Source organism: Geodermatophilus sp. URMC 60 (genome assembly GCF_053502585.1).
In genome coordinates this window covers 1,469,572-1,484,643 of the sequence record NZ_CP199958.1, presented here as the reverse complement: position 1 = coordinate 1,484,643, position 15,072 = coordinate 1,469,572, and the positions used below count along the sequence as shown (strand labels likewise).

Sequence of the window (15,072 nt, the reverse complement as noted above, 5' to 3'; positions counted from 1 at the left end):
GTCAGCTCGCGGGGACGGCGTCGCTGCCCGCCGGCGCCTTCTTCGCGGCCTTCCGGGCGGTCGTCTTGCCCGCCGCCGTGGTCGCCTTCTTGGCCGTCGTCTTCGTGGCCGTCGTCTTCTTGGTGGCGGCCTTCTTCTTGGTGGCCTTCTTCTTCGTGCTGGGGTTGGCGCGCCGGTCGGCCAGCAGCTCGGCTGCGCGCTCGAGGGTGATGCTCTCGACGTCGTCGCCCTTGCGCAGGCTGGCGTTGGTCTCGCCGTCGGTCACGTAGGGGCCGAACCGGCCCTCGCGGACGGTGATCGTGCCCTGGGTGACCGGGTCGGAGCCCAGCTCCTTCAGCGGCGCGGCGGCGGCCCGGCGTCCCCGCTGCTTGGGCTGGGCGAAGACGGCCAGCGCCTCGTCGAGGGTGACGGTGAACAACCGGTCCTCGGACTCGAGCGAACGCGAGTCGGTGCCCTTCTTCAGGTAGGGCCCGTACCGGCCGTTGAGCGCCTGGATCTCCTCGCCGTCCGGTGCCGTGCCGACCGAGCGCGGCAGGGTCAGCAGCTTGAGGGCGTCGTCCAGGGTCACCGTCTCCGGGGACATGGACGAGAACAGGCTCGCCGTCCGCGGGCTCTCCTTGCTGCCCTCGGGCACGACCGTGGTGACGTAGGGCCCGTAGCGGCCGGCCTTGACCACGACCGGGTGACCGGAGCCCGGGTCGGTGCCGAGCTCACGGTCGCCGGACGGCGCGGCGAGCAGCTCCTCGACCTTCTCCTGGGTCAGCTCGTCGGGGGCGAGGTCCTCGGGGAGGCTGACCCGCGGACCGTCCTCCCCGCCGACCTGCAGGTAGGGCCCGTAGCGCCCCACCCGGACCACCACCGGCTCGCCGCCGGGCCCGGTCGCGCGCAGGGGGATGGAGTTGACGCCGCGGGCGTCGATCTCCTCCAGCTGCTGGCCGATGACCGACTTGAGCCCGCCGGAGGCCGCGATCCCGCCGGCGTGCCGGCCCTCGCCGCCGAAGTAGAACTCGGTGAGCCAGTCGACCCGGCGCAGGTCACCGGCGGCGATCTCGTCGAGCTCGTTCTCCAGCGAGGCGGTGAAGTCGTAGTCGACGAGCTGGGCGAAGTGCTGCTCCAGCAGGTTCACCACGGCGAAGGCCACGAAGGTCGGCACCAGCGCCGAGCCCTTCTTCCACACGTACCCGCGGTCCTGGATGGTCTGCATGATCGACGCGTACGTGGACGGCCGGCCGATGCCCAGCTCCTCCAGCCGCGCGACCAGGCTCGGCTCGGTGTAGCGCGACGGCGGGGTCGTCGAGTGGCCCTTGGCCTCCAGCGCCCGGGTGTCGAGCTGCTGGCCGCGCTCGACCCGCGGCAGCCGGCGCTCGGCGTCGTCGCTGCCGTGGTCGTCGTCGCCGGCGCCGCTCTCGTCGCGCGACTCGACGTACGCACGGAGGAAGCCGGGGAAGGTGATGGTGCGGCCGCTGGCGGTGAACTCGACCGCCTCGTCGGTGCTGCTGCGCCCGGCCAGCCGGATGCTCACGCTCTGCCCGACGGCGTCGGCCATCTGCGAGGCGATCGTGCGCTGCCAGATCAGCTCGTAGAGCCGGAACTCGTCGCGGGCGAGCTGGCCGGCGAGCTGACCGGGGGTGCGGAAGCTGTCGCCGGCCGGCCGGATCGCCTCGTGCGCCTCCTGCGCGCCCTTGGCCTTCTTCGCGTAGCGGCGGGCCTCGGCCGGGACGTAGGCGTCGCCGTACAGCTCGCGGGCCTGGGTGCGGGCGGCGTTGATCGCCTCGGTCGAGAGGTTGGTCGAGTCGGTCCGCATGTAGGTGATGTGGCCGTTCTCGTACAGCCGCTGGGCCACCCGCATGACCTGCGCCGACGACCAGCCGAGCTTGCGGCCGGCCTCCATCTGCAGTGTCGAGGTGGTGAACGGCGCGTACGGACGACGCCGGTAGGGCTTCTCGTCGACCCGGCTGACCGTGACCTGCCGGCCCTCGAGCCGGGCCGCCAGACCCCGGGCACCGGCCTCGTCGAGGTGCACGACCTCCCCGGTGACCTGACCGGTCGCGGGGTCGAAGTCCCGGCCGGTCGCGACCCGGCTGTCGTCGACGCTCACCAGGCGGGCGCGCAGCGTCGTCGGCTCGCCCTCGTCGGCGCCGGCCCGGCGGCCGGGGACGGCGAAGGTGCCCTCCAGCGACCAGTAGTCGGCCGAGCGGAAGGCCATCCGCTCCCGCTCCCGCTCGACGACGATGCGGGTGGCCACCGACTGCACCCGGCCGGCCGAGAGCTTGGGCAGCACCTTCTTCCACAGCACGGGGCTGACCTCGTAGCCGTAGAGCCGGTCGAGGATGCGCCGGGTCTCCTGCGCGTCGACCAGCGCGGTGTCCAGCTCCCGCGGGTTGGCCACCGCGCGGGCGATCGCCTCGGGGGTGATCTCGTGGAAGACCATGCGGCGCACCGGCACGCGCGGCTTCAGCGTGTCGACCAGGTGCCAGGCGATGGCCTCGCCCTCGCGGTCCTCATCGGTGGCGAGGTAGACCTCGCTGGCGTCCTTCACCAGCTGCTTGAGCCGGCTGACCTGCTGCTTGCGGTCCGGGCTGACCACGTAGAGCGGCTCGAAGGCGTTGTCCACGTCGACACCGAGCCGCGCCCACGACGCGCCCTTGTGCTCGGCCGGCACGTCGGCGGCGTTGCGCGGCAGGTCGCGGATGTGCCCGACGCTGGCCTCGACGACGTAGCCGTTGCCCAGGTAACCGGCGATCTTCCCGGCCTTGGTCGGCGACTCGACGATGACCAGCGGCCGCCCTCCGCCGCTCGCTGCGGTCCGGCGGCGGGCAGGGGTGCGTGTGCCGCCGGCCGTCGAGGCGGCGGCAGAGGTGCCGGTGTTCGTGGTCTTCGTCGGTGCCACGGTGCTCCTGTCGGTGGTGCTCGGTGCAGGCGCCGGCGGTCCGGCGCCGGACGACGCGGTCGCTCCCCGCGCGCCCTCGGCGACGCCACGGTAGGCCACAGGACCGACCGGGAGCCCGCTGGCGACCCACCGTGGGCGTGCCGTCACCCGCTCCAATGGTCGGGGGTCGCGCCGTGTTCCCGGCCTCCTGCGGGTCATGCCGGCTCCCGGACTCCGGCCACCACCCGGCCGATCGCGGCCACCGTCGGACCGTCCTCGTCGTAGTAGCCGGTGTGCCAGTTGCGCCAGTCCGTCGGCAGTTCGTCGGCGCCGAATCCCGGACCGTCCGTCTGCCACCCGTGCACGGTCCAGGAGGGGTTCACCAGATCACCGAGGGAACTCACGACGTCGAAGGGGGCCGACGCCTCGTACACCCCGTCGACCTCAAGCTCGGCTGCCCTGTTGTCCATCCCCGGACTGCCGAGCAGCACCACGTCGTCGGCAGCCAGCCGGCCCGGTGCACCGGCCGCTCGGTCGATGACGAGGGTGCCGTAGCTGTGCCCGATCGCGGTCGTGTGCGGACGTGCACCCGACGTGGCCGCCCGCGCCGACGCGAGCCCGTCCAGGGTCGCGTCCAGCGCTGGGCCGCCTGTCCAGGAGTACTGGGGGCTGGCGGCCTTGGCGAGGTTCGACGGTGCCCGGTAGCCCATCCACGCGATGGTGGCGACGGCAGCCGCGGGAGCCGCCCCCGTCGCCGCGTCCGCGACGGCACCCGCGTCGTCGACGAGGTCGTCCAGGTCTCCGACGGGGTCGTTGCCGGTGCCGGGCACGAGCAACGCCACGTGGTCCGCGGTGTCCAGGTCCCCGACCGCCAGGGCGACCAGCCCCTCCGCCGGCTGGAACCGGTGCAGTTGCACCTCCTCGCCCTCCGCCTCCTTGCCGGCGATCTCCGCCGCTACCGAGACGGCGACCGCGTGCCCGGGCAGGGACGGGTCGGCCAGCGTCCGTTCCAGCAGCACTCTGTTCGCCTGGTCTCGTGCCCAGGCCGGCACACCGTCCAGCTGGCCGATCCGGCCGGGGATCCCGGAGATGGCGGTCAGCCGGTGCGCGGTGGACAGACCGGCCCACCACGCGGCCCGTTCGTCTGGTCCGCCGGGCGGCGGGAGGACCGCCGCCATGCCGGTGCCGGCGAGCACCGTCCCGACGAGGTCCGGGAAGGCGGCCGGGGCGGAGCCGCCCGCCATCCCGAGACCGACCAGTGCGGCCTCGGCCTCACCTGCAGCACGGTCCGCCCGTGCCGCGGCGGCCAGGGCGTCCTCGGCCAGCTCCTGCGCCTGCAGCGCGACGGCGGTCTGGTCGGCACCGAGGCCGGACTCGGCGCCGACCGGCACGGCCGGCAGTGACACGAGCCGCCCGGTGCCGTCGAGAACGACGGGCACCGACGCGGCGACGGCCAGGGCCCGTTCGGCGAGTTCCTGCGCGGCCTCGGCATCGGCGAGCAGCCGCTGCGCGTGCTCGAGGGACTCCTCGAGGGCCGTGGTCACCGCGGTGGCGACCGTCGAGACCTCCACCAGCGCGGCGCCCGCGGACTGCGCGGCCGGGCCGTACCAGCAGTGCGCGTCGTCCAGGGATCGGCCGACGGCCTCCATCCGGGCCCGCCAGGCCGGCAGGCCGCCCGCTATCGAGTCCAGGGTCCAGACCGCTCCGCGCAGCAGCGGGACGTCCCACCCGGCGACCTCGTCGAGGAGGGCGGAGCTCACCGGGCGGCCGGGACGTGGCGGCGGGCGAGCACCCGGTCGCCCAGCGCGGCGTCGGCCGCGCGGTAGGAGTCGACGGCCGCGGACAGAGTCGCTGCGAGCGCGCCGGCCTGCCGGCCCAGGAGCTCCAGGGCCGTACCCCAGCCCGAGCCCGTGGCGCCGGCGCGCTTCCCGGCTCCCCCGCTCACCGCCGTCCCCAGGGAGGCCGCGGTGGACCGGCACAGCTGTGCCTCCGCGGAGAGTGCGGCGGCGAGGCCGGCCAACTCGGCGGCCAGCCCGTCGATGGCGTCGAACTCCGCGGCGATCGTTGCGGACACGTCAGGACCTCCCGGCGTCTGTCCGGGCCCACGGCGGGCCCGGTGCGGCGGGAGGCTAGGCCGACCGGGTGGGGCCGCCCGGGTGTCCGTCCACAGCGCCGGTCGCGGTCCACAGCCCGGGCACGGGCGCGCCGCTCGGCGCGCCCGTGCCCGAGGGTGCTGTGCGTGCGGTCAGGGGACGCTGGTGGTCAGCGAGGTCGGGGCGTCGGTGGAGGCACCACCCACCACGACCGAGCGGCGCTTGGACACCACCACCGCGCCCACGATGATCAGGGCCGCCACCACCGCGATCGCGATGCGCGCCGCCGTGTTCTGGTCCTCGCCCACCGACAACCCGACCACCGCCGGGGCGATGAGGAGCGCCACCAGGTTCATCACCTTGATCAGCGGGTTGATGGCCGGGCCGGCGGTGTCCTTGAACGGATCGCCGACGGTGTCACCGATGACCGTGGCCGCGTGCGCCTCGCTGCCCTTCCCGCCGTAGGCGCCGTCCTCGACCATCTTCTTGGCGTTGTCCCAGGCGCCGCCGGAGTTGGCGAGGAAGACCGCCATCAGCGTGCCCGCCGCGATGGCGCCGACGAGGTAGGCGGCGAGCGGCCCGAAACCGAGACCGAAGCCCACGGCGACCGGCGCGAGGACGGCCAGCAGGCCGGGGGTGGCCAGCTCGCGCAGCGAGTCCTTCGTGCAGATGTCGACGACGGCGCTGTAGTCCGGACGCTCGCTGTAGTCCATGATCCCGGGCCGAGTGCGGAACTGTTCCCTGACCTCGAAGACCACCCGGCCGGCCGCGCGGGAGACCGCGCTGATCGCCAGGCCGGAGAAGAAGAACACCACTGCGGCCCCGAGCACCGCGCCCACCACGTTGTTCGGGTTCACGAGGCTGAAGGCGTCCCCCAGCGTGGTCCCGGCTTCGTCGAGCGCGGCCTCGATCTGGGCGTTGTAGGAGCCGAACAGCGCGGTCGCGGCGAGGACGGCGGTGGCGATCGCGATGCCCTTGGTGATGGCCTTGGTCGTGTTGCCGACCGCGTCGAGATCGGTGAGCACGCGGGCGCCCTCGTCGTCGATGTCGCCGGACATCTCGGCGATGCCCTGCGCGTTGTCGCTGACCGGGCCGAAGGTGTCCATCGAGACGATCACGCCGGCCGTCGTCAGCAGGCCGCAGCCGGCGAGCGCGACCGCGTACAGCGCGGCGCCGCCGCCGATCAGGAAGGCGCCGTAGACGGCACCGCCGATGAGCAGCGCCGCGTACACCGCCGACTCCAGGCCGAGCGAGATGCCGGAGAGGATCACCGTCGCCGGGCCGGTCAGCGAGCTGCGGCCGACGTCTTGCACCGGCTTGCGACTGGTCTCCGTGAAGTAGCCGGTGAGCTGCTGGATGGCGGCGGCGAGCACGATGCCGACGAGCACCGAGACGAAGCCGAGCACCTGCGGGCTGACGACGCTGTCGGGGACGTCGGCCACGCCGGGCAGCACGGTGAACGAGGCGGCCGCGACGAGGACCAGGGAGACGACCGCGGAGGTGAAGAAGCCGCGGTTGATCGGCGCCAGGCCGCTCGCGTCACCCTTGCCCGGGTTGCTGGCCAGGATGCCGACGACCGAGGCGATCACCCCGATGGCGGCGACGGTCAGCGGGAAGACCATGCCGACGGCGCCGAAGAAGACCTGGCCGAGGATGAGGGCGGCGACGAGGGTGACGGCGTAGGACTCGAACAGGTCGGCAGCCATGCCCGCGCAGTCCCCGACGTTGTCGCCCACGTTGTCGGCGATGGTCGCCGCGTTGCGCGGGTCGTCCTCGGGGATGCCGGCCTCGACCTTGCCGACCAGGTCCGCGCCGACGTCGGCGGCCTTGGTGAAGATGCCGCCGCCGACGCGCATGAACATCGCCAGCAGCGCACCTCCGAAGCCGAAGCCCTCCAGCACGACGGGGGCGGTCTCGTCGAACAGCAGCAGCGCGAGGGCCGCGCCGAACAGGCCCAGGCCCACGGTGATCATCCCGCAGACGCCGCCGGTGCGGTACGCGATGCGGAAGGCCGGCCGGTAGCCGCCCGTGCGCGCGGCCGCAGCCACCCGCACGTTGCCGCGGGTGGCGAGGGTCATCCCGATGAAGCCCACCATCGCCGAGAACAGCGCGCCGACCAGGAAGAACAGCGCGCGGCCGATGCGGGTGCCCCAGCCGCCGTCGTGCACGGGCAGCACCAGCAGGACCAGGAAGACGATGACCGCGAAGACGCCGAGGGTCTTGAACTGTCTGCGCAGGTACGCCGCGGCACCCTCCTGCACCGCCTGCGCGATCTCGCGCATCGTCGGGGTGCCCTGGTCGGCTGCCATGACGGCGCGGACCAGGTAGGCCGCGAAGGCGAGAGCGGCGAGCGAGATGGCGAGGACTATCGCGACCAGCACGACGTCGCCACCGGAGAGTGCCCTGTCCGGCATGTGTTCCTCCCAGCGATCGGCTGCCCCCGGAGCACACTCGCTCCGGTCGGCCGAGGTACGTGTCCAGCACGCACGGGCCCGCACGGCTGGTGCCGCCGGAGTGTAAGGGAGGTCACACCCCGTACCGATAGTCCCGGAGCCACCCGTGATCCGGCGCTCGCGCCCGGCGAGACGTCGTCGGCAGGTGTGACAGTTGTGGGGTGACCACGCTCCACCCGGTCCGCTCGGCTCCTCCAGCCGGTACGGACCCTCTTCCCCGGGGTGGCTCGCCCTCCCCCGCCGGCACGCCGCTGCCGGGGGCCGACCTGCTGGATGCCGTCCTCTCCGGGACACCGGAGGAGGAGCAGCCGGTGACCCACGTGCACCGGATGCCGGTGCGGGACAGCCGCACCCTGCCCTGGCCCGCATGGGTCAGCCCGGAGCTGCGCGAGCGGCTCGGGGCCCAGGGCGTGTCCGCGCCGTGGCGGCACCAGGTCGAGGCCGCTCAGCTGGCCCGCGACGGCTCGCACGTCGTCGTCGCCACCGGGACGGCGTCGGGCAAGTCGCTGGCCTACCAGGTGCCGGCGCTGACCCGGCTCGCCGAGGACCCCCGCGCCTGCGTCCTGTACCTCGCGCCGACCAAGGCCCTCGCCCGCGACCAGCTGGCGTCGGTGGCCGAGCTGGCCGACCCGTCGGTGCGCCCGGCCGCGTACGACGGCGACACCCCGATGGAGGAGCGGGACTGGGTCCGGCGGCACTCGCGCTGGATCGTCACCAACCCCGACATGCTGCACCGTGGTGTGCTGCCCGCCCACCAGAAGTGGTCGAGCACGCTGCGCCGGCTGGCCTACGTCGTCGTCGACGAGTGCCACGCCTACCGCGGCGTCTTCGGGTCCCACGTGGGCCACGTGCTGCGCCGCCTGCGGCGGATCTGCCGGCGCTACGGCGCCGAGCCGGTGTTCCTGCTGGCCTCGGCGACGGTGGCCGAGCCGGCCGCGGCAGCGACCCGCCTGGTCGGCGCCCCGGTCGTCGCCGTGACCGAGGACGGCTCGCCACGGCCCGGCGCGACCTTCGCGCTGTGGGAGCCGCCGCTGACCGAGCGCACCGGCGAGCACGGCGCCCCGCTGCGCCGCTCGGCGGCCGCGGACGCCGCCACCCTGCTGGCCGACCTGGTCGAGCGGGGCGCCCGCACGCTGGCGTTCGTGCGGTCGCGCCGCAGCGCCGAGTCGGTCGCCGAGCAGGCCCGGCACGTGCTGCTCGACCGCGGTCGCGCCGACCTCGCCCGCCGGGTCGACTCCTACCGTGGCGGCTACCTGCCCGAGGAGCGCCGGGAGCTGGAGCGGGCGCTGTCGGCCGGGGAGCTGCTCGGGGTGGCCACCACCAACGCCCTCGAGCTCGGCATCGACATCGCCGGCCTCGATGCCGTCGTGCTCGCCGGCTACCCCGGGACCCTCGCGTCGCTGTGGCAGCAGGCCGGCCGGGCGGGGCGGGCGCAGCGGGAGTCGCTGGTGGTCTTCGTAGCCCGCGACGACCCGCTCGACCACTACCTGGCCCACCACCCGCGCGCGGTGTTCGGCCGGCCGGTGGAGGCCACCGTCACCGACCCCAGCAACCCCTACGTGCTGGGGCCGCAGCTGTGCTGCGCGGCGGCCGAGCTCCCCCTGGTGCCCGAGGACCTGGCGGACTTCGGTGGCCCGGCGGCCGAGGCGCGGGTCGAGGAGCTCGTCGCCGAGGGAGCACTGCGCCGTCGTCCCACCGGCTGGTACTGGGCCGGGCGGGGTCGGCCGGACGTCGACATCCGCGGCAGCGGCCTGGCGCCGGTGACGATCATCGAGGGCGACACCGGCCGGCTGCTCGGCACCGTGGACGGCGACGCGGCGCACGCGACGGTGCACACCGGCGCGGTGTACGTGCACCGCGGCGAGACCTACGTCGTCGACGAGTTCGACGTGGACGACGCCGTCGCGGTGGTGCACCCGGAGAGTCCCGAATGGACGACGGTGGCCCGCGACGTCACCGACCTCGCGATCGTCGCCACCGACCGGTCGCGGCCGCTGGGCACGGTCACGGCGCACACCGGCGTCGTCGACGTCACCAACCAGGTGGTGGCCTACCAGCGCCGCCGGCTGGGCACCGGCGAGGTGCTCGCCGAGTTCCCTCTCGACCTACCGGCCCGCCAGCTGCGCACCCGCGCGGTGTGGCTGACCCTCGACGAGCGGGCCGTCGGCCGGGCCGAGGTGGACGACGCCGAGCTCCCCGGCTCGCTGCACGCCGCCGAGCACGCCGCCATCGGCATCCTGCCGCTGCTGGCGACCTGCGACCGGTGGGATCTCGGCGGGGTCTCGACCGCCCTGCACCCCGACACCGGTGCGGCCACGATCGTCGTCTACGACGGGCACCCCGGCGGCGCGGGCTTCGCCGAGCGCGGGTTCGCCGTGCTGCGGCGCTGGCTGCAGGCGACCCGGGCGACGGTGGCCAGCTGCGAGTGCGAGAGCGGCTGCCCCTCCTGCGTGCAGTCGCCCAAGTGCGGCAACGGCAACGAGCCGCTGGACAAGGCCGGTGCGGTGCGGGTGCTCGACGTCGTCCTCGACGAGCTGGCCGCGGCCGAGGCGGCCGGGGAGAGCGACACGGAGGCGGCCGGTGACGAGGCCGGCGACGACGACACCGCGCGGGAGACCGGGCCGGTCGAGGACGACATCGTCTTCTGAGCCGGCCGACCGCGGAGCGTCTGCCCGGCTCGGCTGACAGACTGGGCCGCCGACCGCTCGACCGACGGGCGACGGTGCGTGCGGGAGGTGGCGTGGCCGAGGACCAGGACGCACCGCGCGTCGCCGTGGTCACCGGCGCGGCCAGCGGCCTGGGAGCGGCGGTCGCCCGTGCTCTGACGGCCGCCGGGTGGCAGGTCGCCGGCCTGGACCTGCGGCCGAGCGGGGAGACCGCGCTGGGGGTCGAGGTCGACGTGACGGACGCGGCCGCGGTCGGGTCGGCCGTCGACCGGGTGGAGCGCGTCTGGGCGCCGTGGCCGCGCTGGTCACCGCGGCAGGGGTGTCCCCCGAGGTGATCGCCGCCGCGGTGTCCTACCTGTGCAGCGACGCGGCCGGCGCCGTGGTCGGGCAGCTGCTCACCCTGGGCCGGGGCGGGCCGCTGCGCCCCTGAGCCTCAGCGGTCGAGCCGGAACGCGACCGCGCGGACGGGAGCGCCGTCCGCACCTGCCAACCGCAGCGGCAGGACGCTGATCACCGGGTCGACCTGCGGAACGGCACCCAGGTCCCGCAGGTTCTCCACGATCACGCCGCCCGCGCCGAGCACCTCGAGGTGGGCGGCGAACCCGTCCGCGGACGTCCCGCCGACGACGGTCTCGTCGAGGCTCAGCGCGTCGAGCCCGACCGTGCGGATCCCCGCGGCCACCACCCGCGCGGCGGCGTCCCCGGTCAGGTACGGGTGGTCGAAGTAGGCGTCGGTCCCCCAGTGCGCGTCCCAGCCGGTGCGGAGCAGCAGGATCCGCCCGGGGGCGAGCAGGTGCGCGCACGGCTGCAGGTCGGCCCACTCGATCCGCCCGTGGGGCGGCTTGCCGCGGACGTCGGCGACGACGGCCGGCCCGAGGAAGTACTCGAGCGGCAGCTCGTCGATGCGCGCCCCGTCGTCGAGGAAGTGGTACGGGGCGTCGACGTGGGTGCCGGTCTGCGAGCCCATCCGCACGTGCAGGACGTTGTAGCCGTCGGCCGCGACCGTGGCGGCCGGCGTGAACCGGGCGACCGGGTCGCCGGGGTAGACCGGGGTGTCGTCGTCCAGGGGGTGCGAGAGGTCGACCACCTCGCGGACGGGTGGAGCTGCGGAGCCGGTCACCTGGCCTCCTCGGCGTCGGTCACGGTGCGGGTGTGAGGGCCCACAGGACCTCACAGATCTCGGTCGGAGAGGGGTTGACCCAGGTGTGCGGTGTGGCGCCCGGCATCGTGAACGCGTCGCCCTCCTGCAGCTCGACCGACTCCCCCGGCAGCCGGAGCTCCAGCCGGCCGCGCAGCACGTGGACGAACTCGACCTCGCACGCGAGCGCGTAGAGCTCGTCCCCGCCGCCACCCCCGGGCTGCACCACGGAGCGGATGACCTGCAGGTTGCGCTGGGTGCCCGCCGTGAGCAGCACCTCCCGGAGACCGCGGCCGCCGAAGTTGATCGGCGGCGCGTCGGCGGCGCGGACCAGCGAGGTGGCGGGCGGCTCGAACAGCTGCCCCACGCCGATGCCGAGGACGCCGCACACCGAGACCAGCGACGCGACCGACGGGGACACCTCGTCGCGCTCCAGACGGCTGAGGAACCCCTTGGTGAGCCCGGCCTGCTCGGCGACGGCGGCCAGCGTGAGACCGGAGGCCTGCCGGGCCGCCCGCAGCCGCGCTCCCACCAACGCCTCCGCCGGGTCGTGCGGCCGCGTGAGCCGCCGGACCTCCCCCGCCATGCCGCGCTCCCCTCGTGGTCGGCTCGCTCCGCACATCCCACCATGCGACTCCGGAGCTTGTGCAACTTTGGTTGCTCAGCAGACAACTCGCCTCTAGCCTCTGCGCACCGCGGTGGTGCATCCACCGCCTCACCGGGAGGGTGCACATGAGCGGAGCTGAGGTCGCGGGGCTGGCTGCCGAGCAGCGGCGGCCGCGGGCCACGGAGGTCGAGCAGCACGGCATCGACACGATCCCCGACGCCGAGCGCGCGTCGCGGCCCTTCGACCTGTTCCGGATCCAGTTCGGTGGGGCGAACACCTTTGCCACCGTCATCCTGGGCACCTTCCCGGTGCTGCTGGGCCTCGACCTCGTGGAGGCCGTGGCCGCGACCGTCACCGGCGTGGTGGTCGGTGCGCTGATCCTCATGCCCATGGGGTTGTTCGGCCCGCGCACCGGCACGAACAACGCCGTCTCCTCCGGCGCCCACTTCGGCGTCCGCGGCCGCGTGCTGGGCTCGTTCCTGTCCCTGCTGACCGCGATCTCGTTCTACTCGATCTCGGTGTGGGTCAGCGGCGACGCCCTGGTCGGCGCGGCCACCCGGCTGTTCGGCACGGGGGACTCCGACCTGCTCCGCGGGGTCGTCTACGCGGTGCTCGGCGCGCTGGTGATCGTCGTCGTCATCTACGGCTACCAGCTGATGCTGCTGGTCAACAAGATCGTGGTGCTGGCCAACACGACGCTCATGCTGCTGGGCCTGGTCGCCTACGCGACGCTGTTCGACCCGTCCTACGACCCGGGCCCCGACGCCTACGCGCTGGGCGGCTTCTGGCCGACGTTCGTGCTCTCCGCCCTCATCGTCATGGGCAACCCGGTCAGCTTCGGCGCCTTCCTCGGCGACTGGTCGCGCTACATCCCCGCCGGCACCCGCCCGTCGCGGCTGCTCACCGCCACGTTCCTGGGTCAGCTGGCCACCCTGGTGCCGTTCCTGTTCGGCGTGGGGACGGCGACGCTCGTGGCCGGCGAGGCCGACTACGTCTTCGCGCTGATCCAGGTCTCGCCGCTCTGGTACGCCGTCCTGCTCATGGTGGTGGCCTTCCTCGGCGGGATGTCCACCGGCGTCACCTCGCTGTACGGGACCGGGCTGGACTTCTCCTCGGTCTTCCCCCGCCTCAACCGGGTGCAGGCGTCGCTGTTCATCGGCACCCTGGCGTTCGTCTTCATCCTGGTCGGGCGGCTGGTCTTCGACCTGCTGGCCAGCGTCAACGCGTTCATCGGCGCCATCGTCATCTGCACCACGCCGTGGATGGTGATCATGATGATCGGCTACTGGGTGCGCCGCGGGTACTACTCGCCCGACGACGTCCAGGTCTTCAACCAGGGCCGGCTCGGCGGCCGCTACTGGTTCAGCGGCGGCGTGAACTGGCGTGGCATGGTGGCCTGGATCCCGGCCGCGGTCGTCGGCCTGCTGTTCGCCAACTACCCGCCGCTGATCGAGGGCCCGCTGCGCAGTGCGGCGGGCGGGGTGGACATCAGCCTGCCCATGTCGCTCGGCCTGGCCGCGGTGGTCTACCTGGCGCTGCTGTTCGCCTTCCCCGAGCCCCGGTACGTCTTCGGCCCGGAGGGCCCGCGGCTGGTGCCCTTCCGGGACGCCGCGATGCCGCCGGTGACCGGCGACCCCCGCGCTTCGGTGCACCGCGCCGGTCTCCGCTCCTCCGTCGTGCCCGCCCCGGAGGCGGTCGACCGGTGACCCGGCACGTCGGCGCCGCCGAGGAGGCGCGGGAGGCGGCCGCCGTCCTCGTGGCGGCCTTCGCTCGCAACGACCTGGACCGGTACCTCGCCTGATTCCGCGAGGACGCCACGTTCCCGTTCCACACCACCGACGGGCTCCTGGCCTCCCGCGGGGAGTACCGCCAGGAGTGGGCCTCGTGGGTCCGGGACGACGGCTTCCGTGTGCTCGGCTGCGAGACGTCCGGCACGGAGGTCCAGGTCCTCGGGGACACCGCCGTCCTGACCCACGCGGTGCGCACCACGGTCTCCACGCGGGCCGGGCGGGAGGAGCTCCGCGAGCGGGAGACGATCGTCTTCCACCGCGAGCCCTCGGGTCGGTGGCCGGCCGTGCACGAGCACCTGTCGGCCGCGCCGCCGGCGGCCGGGTAGCCGGAGCTCACGGCACCACCGGGCCGGCGCGGGCCCGTGCGCCGGCCCGGCTGACGCCCAGCGGGCCGAGCCGGACGGGCACCGCCACGGCGACCTCGACCACCGCCCCGTCGCCGACCGTGCAGGCGGCCAGCCGGGCGCCGTTCGCGCCGGCCACCTCCCCGGCCGCGGCACAGGCCCCGGGGTCACCGCGGACGGCGTGCTCGGCGGCGGCCAGCGCCGCCAGGTCGGCGGCGGTGGTGGCCCGGTGCCGGCCCACCACCGCCGCCCCGACGAGCACCGCCGCCACCCCGATCGCAGCGAGGACACCGGCGAGGGCGACCACCCACACCGTCGCCGAGCCCCTCTCCCCCGCGACCCGGGGCCGGACGCTCACCCCACCTCCCCCGCGGTGCCCGGCTCGCGCTGGGCCACCGCGGTGGCCGACACCGGCACCCGGAACGGAACCGGGCCCAGCGGGGCCACCTGCGCGGTGACCGTGACGGTGACCGTCGCTGCGTCGACGGCCACCGTGGCCGCCGCTCCCTCGGGTGCCGCCCGGCCGGCGAACGCGGTCACCAGCGCGGCGTCCTCGCCCCGGGCGGCCGCCCGCGCCCCCTCCCGGGCGGCGTCCACGCAGCGCAGCTGCGCGCCGACGACGGTCACCGCGGCGACGGCGCCGGCGAGCACGAGGAGCAGCACGGGCAGCACGACGGCCGTCTCCGCCGTCACCATGCCCACCTGCTCACGGAGTCCAGCTCCGCGGCGCCGACGCCGGGCCATCAGGACAGGGTGGCCAGCGCGTCGGCGACGAGGGCGCTGAGCCCGTCGACGACCGACCCGCCGGTGACGACGCGGTAGAGCACGGCGGCGAAGGCGCAGGCCGCAACGGTGCCGACGGCGTACTCCGCGGTGCTCATCCCGGCCTCCCCGGCGGCCCGGACGCGGGACCAGCGCGCTCGCAGTCCGCGGGGAGCCGCCTCGGCGGGGGGCTGGCCCACGTCGGGCAGCTCCCCGTCGGGGTGGGTCTCGCAGGGTCTTGTCACGGTGCCTCCTCGGTGTCGGGCCCGCCTGCCGGGCCGTCGCTCCCGACCATCGCCGGGTGCGGGAGCCGAGCCCAGGTGCGCGGTGGATCTGTGGACGCCGCCGTT

The 15,072-nt window shown here is 74.6% G+C and carries 12 protein-coding genes and 1 pseudogene; 4 read left to right on the top strand and 9 right to left on the bottom strand.

All coding sequences use genetic code 11. From position 1 onward, the window contains the following. Position 1: 1 nt before the first annotated feature. From topA to ACWIX3_RS07125, 4 genes are all read right to left on the bottom strand, one after another. Entirely contained in the window at positions 2-2,890 is a 2,889-nt protein-coding gene (gene topA / locus ACWIX3_RS07140) for a type I DNA topoisomerase (protein ID WP_448611382.1), read from the bottom strand. A gap of 194 nt (positions 2,891-3,084) precedes the next feature. After that, positions 3,085-4,629, bottom strand: coding sequence for an alpha/beta hydrolase (locus tag ACWIX3_RS07135; RefSeq protein ID WP_448611381.1), 1,545 nt, complete (start codon positions 4,627-4,629; stop codon positions 3,085-3,087). Further along, entirely contained in the window at positions 4,626-4,943 is a 318-nt protein-coding gene (locus ACWIX3_RS07130) for a hypothetical protein (RefSeq protein ID WP_448611380.1), read from the bottom strand. Before ACWIX3_RS07130 ends, ACWIX3_RS07135 begins: the two co-directional genes overlap by 4 nt. A gap of 171 nt (positions 4,944-5,114) precedes the next feature. Beyond that, the gene (locus tag ACWIX3_RS07125) at positions 5,115-7,376 is read right to left on the bottom strand and encodes a sodium-translocating pyrophosphatase (RefSeq protein WP_448611379.1); all 2,262 of its coding nucleotides are present in this window, start codon (positions 7,374-7,376) and stop codon (positions 5,115-5,117) included. A gap of 350 nt (positions 7,377-7,726) precedes the next feature. Here ACWIX3_RS07125 and ACWIX3_RS07120 point away from each other — a divergent pair, with 350 nt between their 5' ends. Then, positions 7,727-10,063 (top strand): DEAD/DEAH box helicase, encoded by a 2,337-nt coding sequence (locus tag ACWIX3_RS07120; protein ID WP_448611378.1) that lies wholly within the window; start codon positions 7,727-7,729, stop codon positions 10,061-10,063. Between the two features lie 92 nt (positions 10,064-10,155). Next, positions 10,156-10,416 (top strand): SDR family NAD(P)-dependent oxidoreductase, encoded by a 261-nt coding sequence (locus ACWIX3_RS07115; protein WP_448611377.1) that lies wholly within the window; start codon positions 10,156-10,158, stop codon positions 10,414-10,416. A 98-nt stretch (positions 10,417-10,514) separates the two neighbouring features. Here the strand turns inward: ACWIX3_RS07115 and ACWIX3_RS07110 are convergent, their stop codons facing one another. Together ACWIX3_RS07110 and ACWIX3_RS07105 are read right to left on the bottom strand one after the other, a co-directional pair. Then, positions 10,515-11,201 carry a cyclase family protein gene (locus ACWIX3_RS07110; protein ID WP_448611376.1) on the bottom strand — a complete coding sequence of 229 codons (687 nt, stop codon included), beginning with the start codon at positions 11,199-11,201 and terminating at the stop codon, positions 10,515-10,517. Positions 11,202-11,220: 19 nt separating this feature from the next. Next, positions 11,221-11,805 carry a cupin domain-containing protein gene (locus ACWIX3_RS07105; protein WP_448611375.1) on the bottom strand — a complete coding sequence of 195 codons (585 nt, stop codon included), beginning with the start codon at positions 11,803-11,805 and terminating at the stop codon, positions 11,221-11,223. A 146-nt stretch (positions 11,806-11,951) separates the two neighbouring features. Here ACWIX3_RS07105 and ACWIX3_RS07100 point away from each other — a divergent pair, with 146 nt between their 5' ends. Together ACWIX3_RS07100 and ACWIX3_RS07095 are read left to right on the top strand one after the other, a co-directional pair. Beyond that, on the top strand, positions 11,952-13,532 hold the full coding sequence (locus ACWIX3_RS07100; protein WP_448611374.1) for a purine-cytosine permease family protein: 1,581 nt from the start codon (positions 11,952-11,954) through the stop codon (positions 13,530-13,532). A 125-nt stretch (positions 13,533-13,657) separates the two neighbouring features. After that, positions 13,658-13,942 (top strand): annotated as a pseudogene (locus ACWIX3_RS07095) (YybH family protein); the annotation flags it as partial. Between the two features lie 7 nt (positions 13,943-13,949). Here the strand turns inward: ACWIX3_RS07095 and ACWIX3_RS07090 are convergent. Genes ACWIX3_RS07090 through ACWIX3_RS07080 form a run of 3 tightly spaced genes read right to left on the bottom strand, consistent with a single transcriptional unit; the run spans position 13,950 to position 14,967 of the window. Next, positions 13,950-14,318, bottom strand: coding sequence for an Rv3654c family TadE-like protein (locus tag ACWIX3_RS07090; protein ID WP_448611373.1), 369 nt, complete (start codon positions 14,316-14,318; stop codon positions 13,950-13,952). Beyond that, on the bottom strand, positions 14,315-14,656 hold the full coding sequence (locus ACWIX3_RS07085) for a TadE family type IV pilus minor pilin (protein ID WP_448611372.1): 342 nt from the start codon (positions 14,654-14,656) through the stop codon (positions 14,315-14,317). Before ACWIX3_RS07085 ends, ACWIX3_RS07090 begins: the two co-directional genes overlap by 4 nt. Before the next feature lie 47 nt (positions 14,657-14,703). Further along, entirely contained in the window at positions 14,704-14,967 is a 264-nt protein-coding gene (locus ACWIX3_RS07080) for a DUF4244 domain-containing protein (RefSeq protein WP_448611371.1), read from the bottom strand. Positions 14,968-15,072: the final 105 nt, after the last annotated feature.

Bases quoted from the DNA above. Each gene is read 5' to 3' on its own strand.
- ACWIX3_RS07125 (WP_448611379.1), bottom strand. From the start codon at position 7,376: ATGCCGGACAGGGCACTCTCCGGTGGCGACGTCGTGCTGGTCGCGATA.
- ACWIX3_RS07105 (WP_448611375.1), bottom strand. From the start codon at position 11,805: ATGGCGGGGGAGGTCCGGCGGCTCACGCGGCCGCACGACCCGGCGGAG.
- ACWIX3_RS07100 (WP_448611374.1), top strand. From the start codon at position 11,952: ATGAGCGGAGCTGAGGTCGCGGGGCTGGCTGCCGAGCAGCGGCGGCCG.
- ACWIX3_RS07085 (WP_448611372.1), bottom strand. From the start codon at position 14,656: ATGGTGACGGCGGAGACGGCCGTCGTGCTGCCCGTGCTGCTCCTCGTG.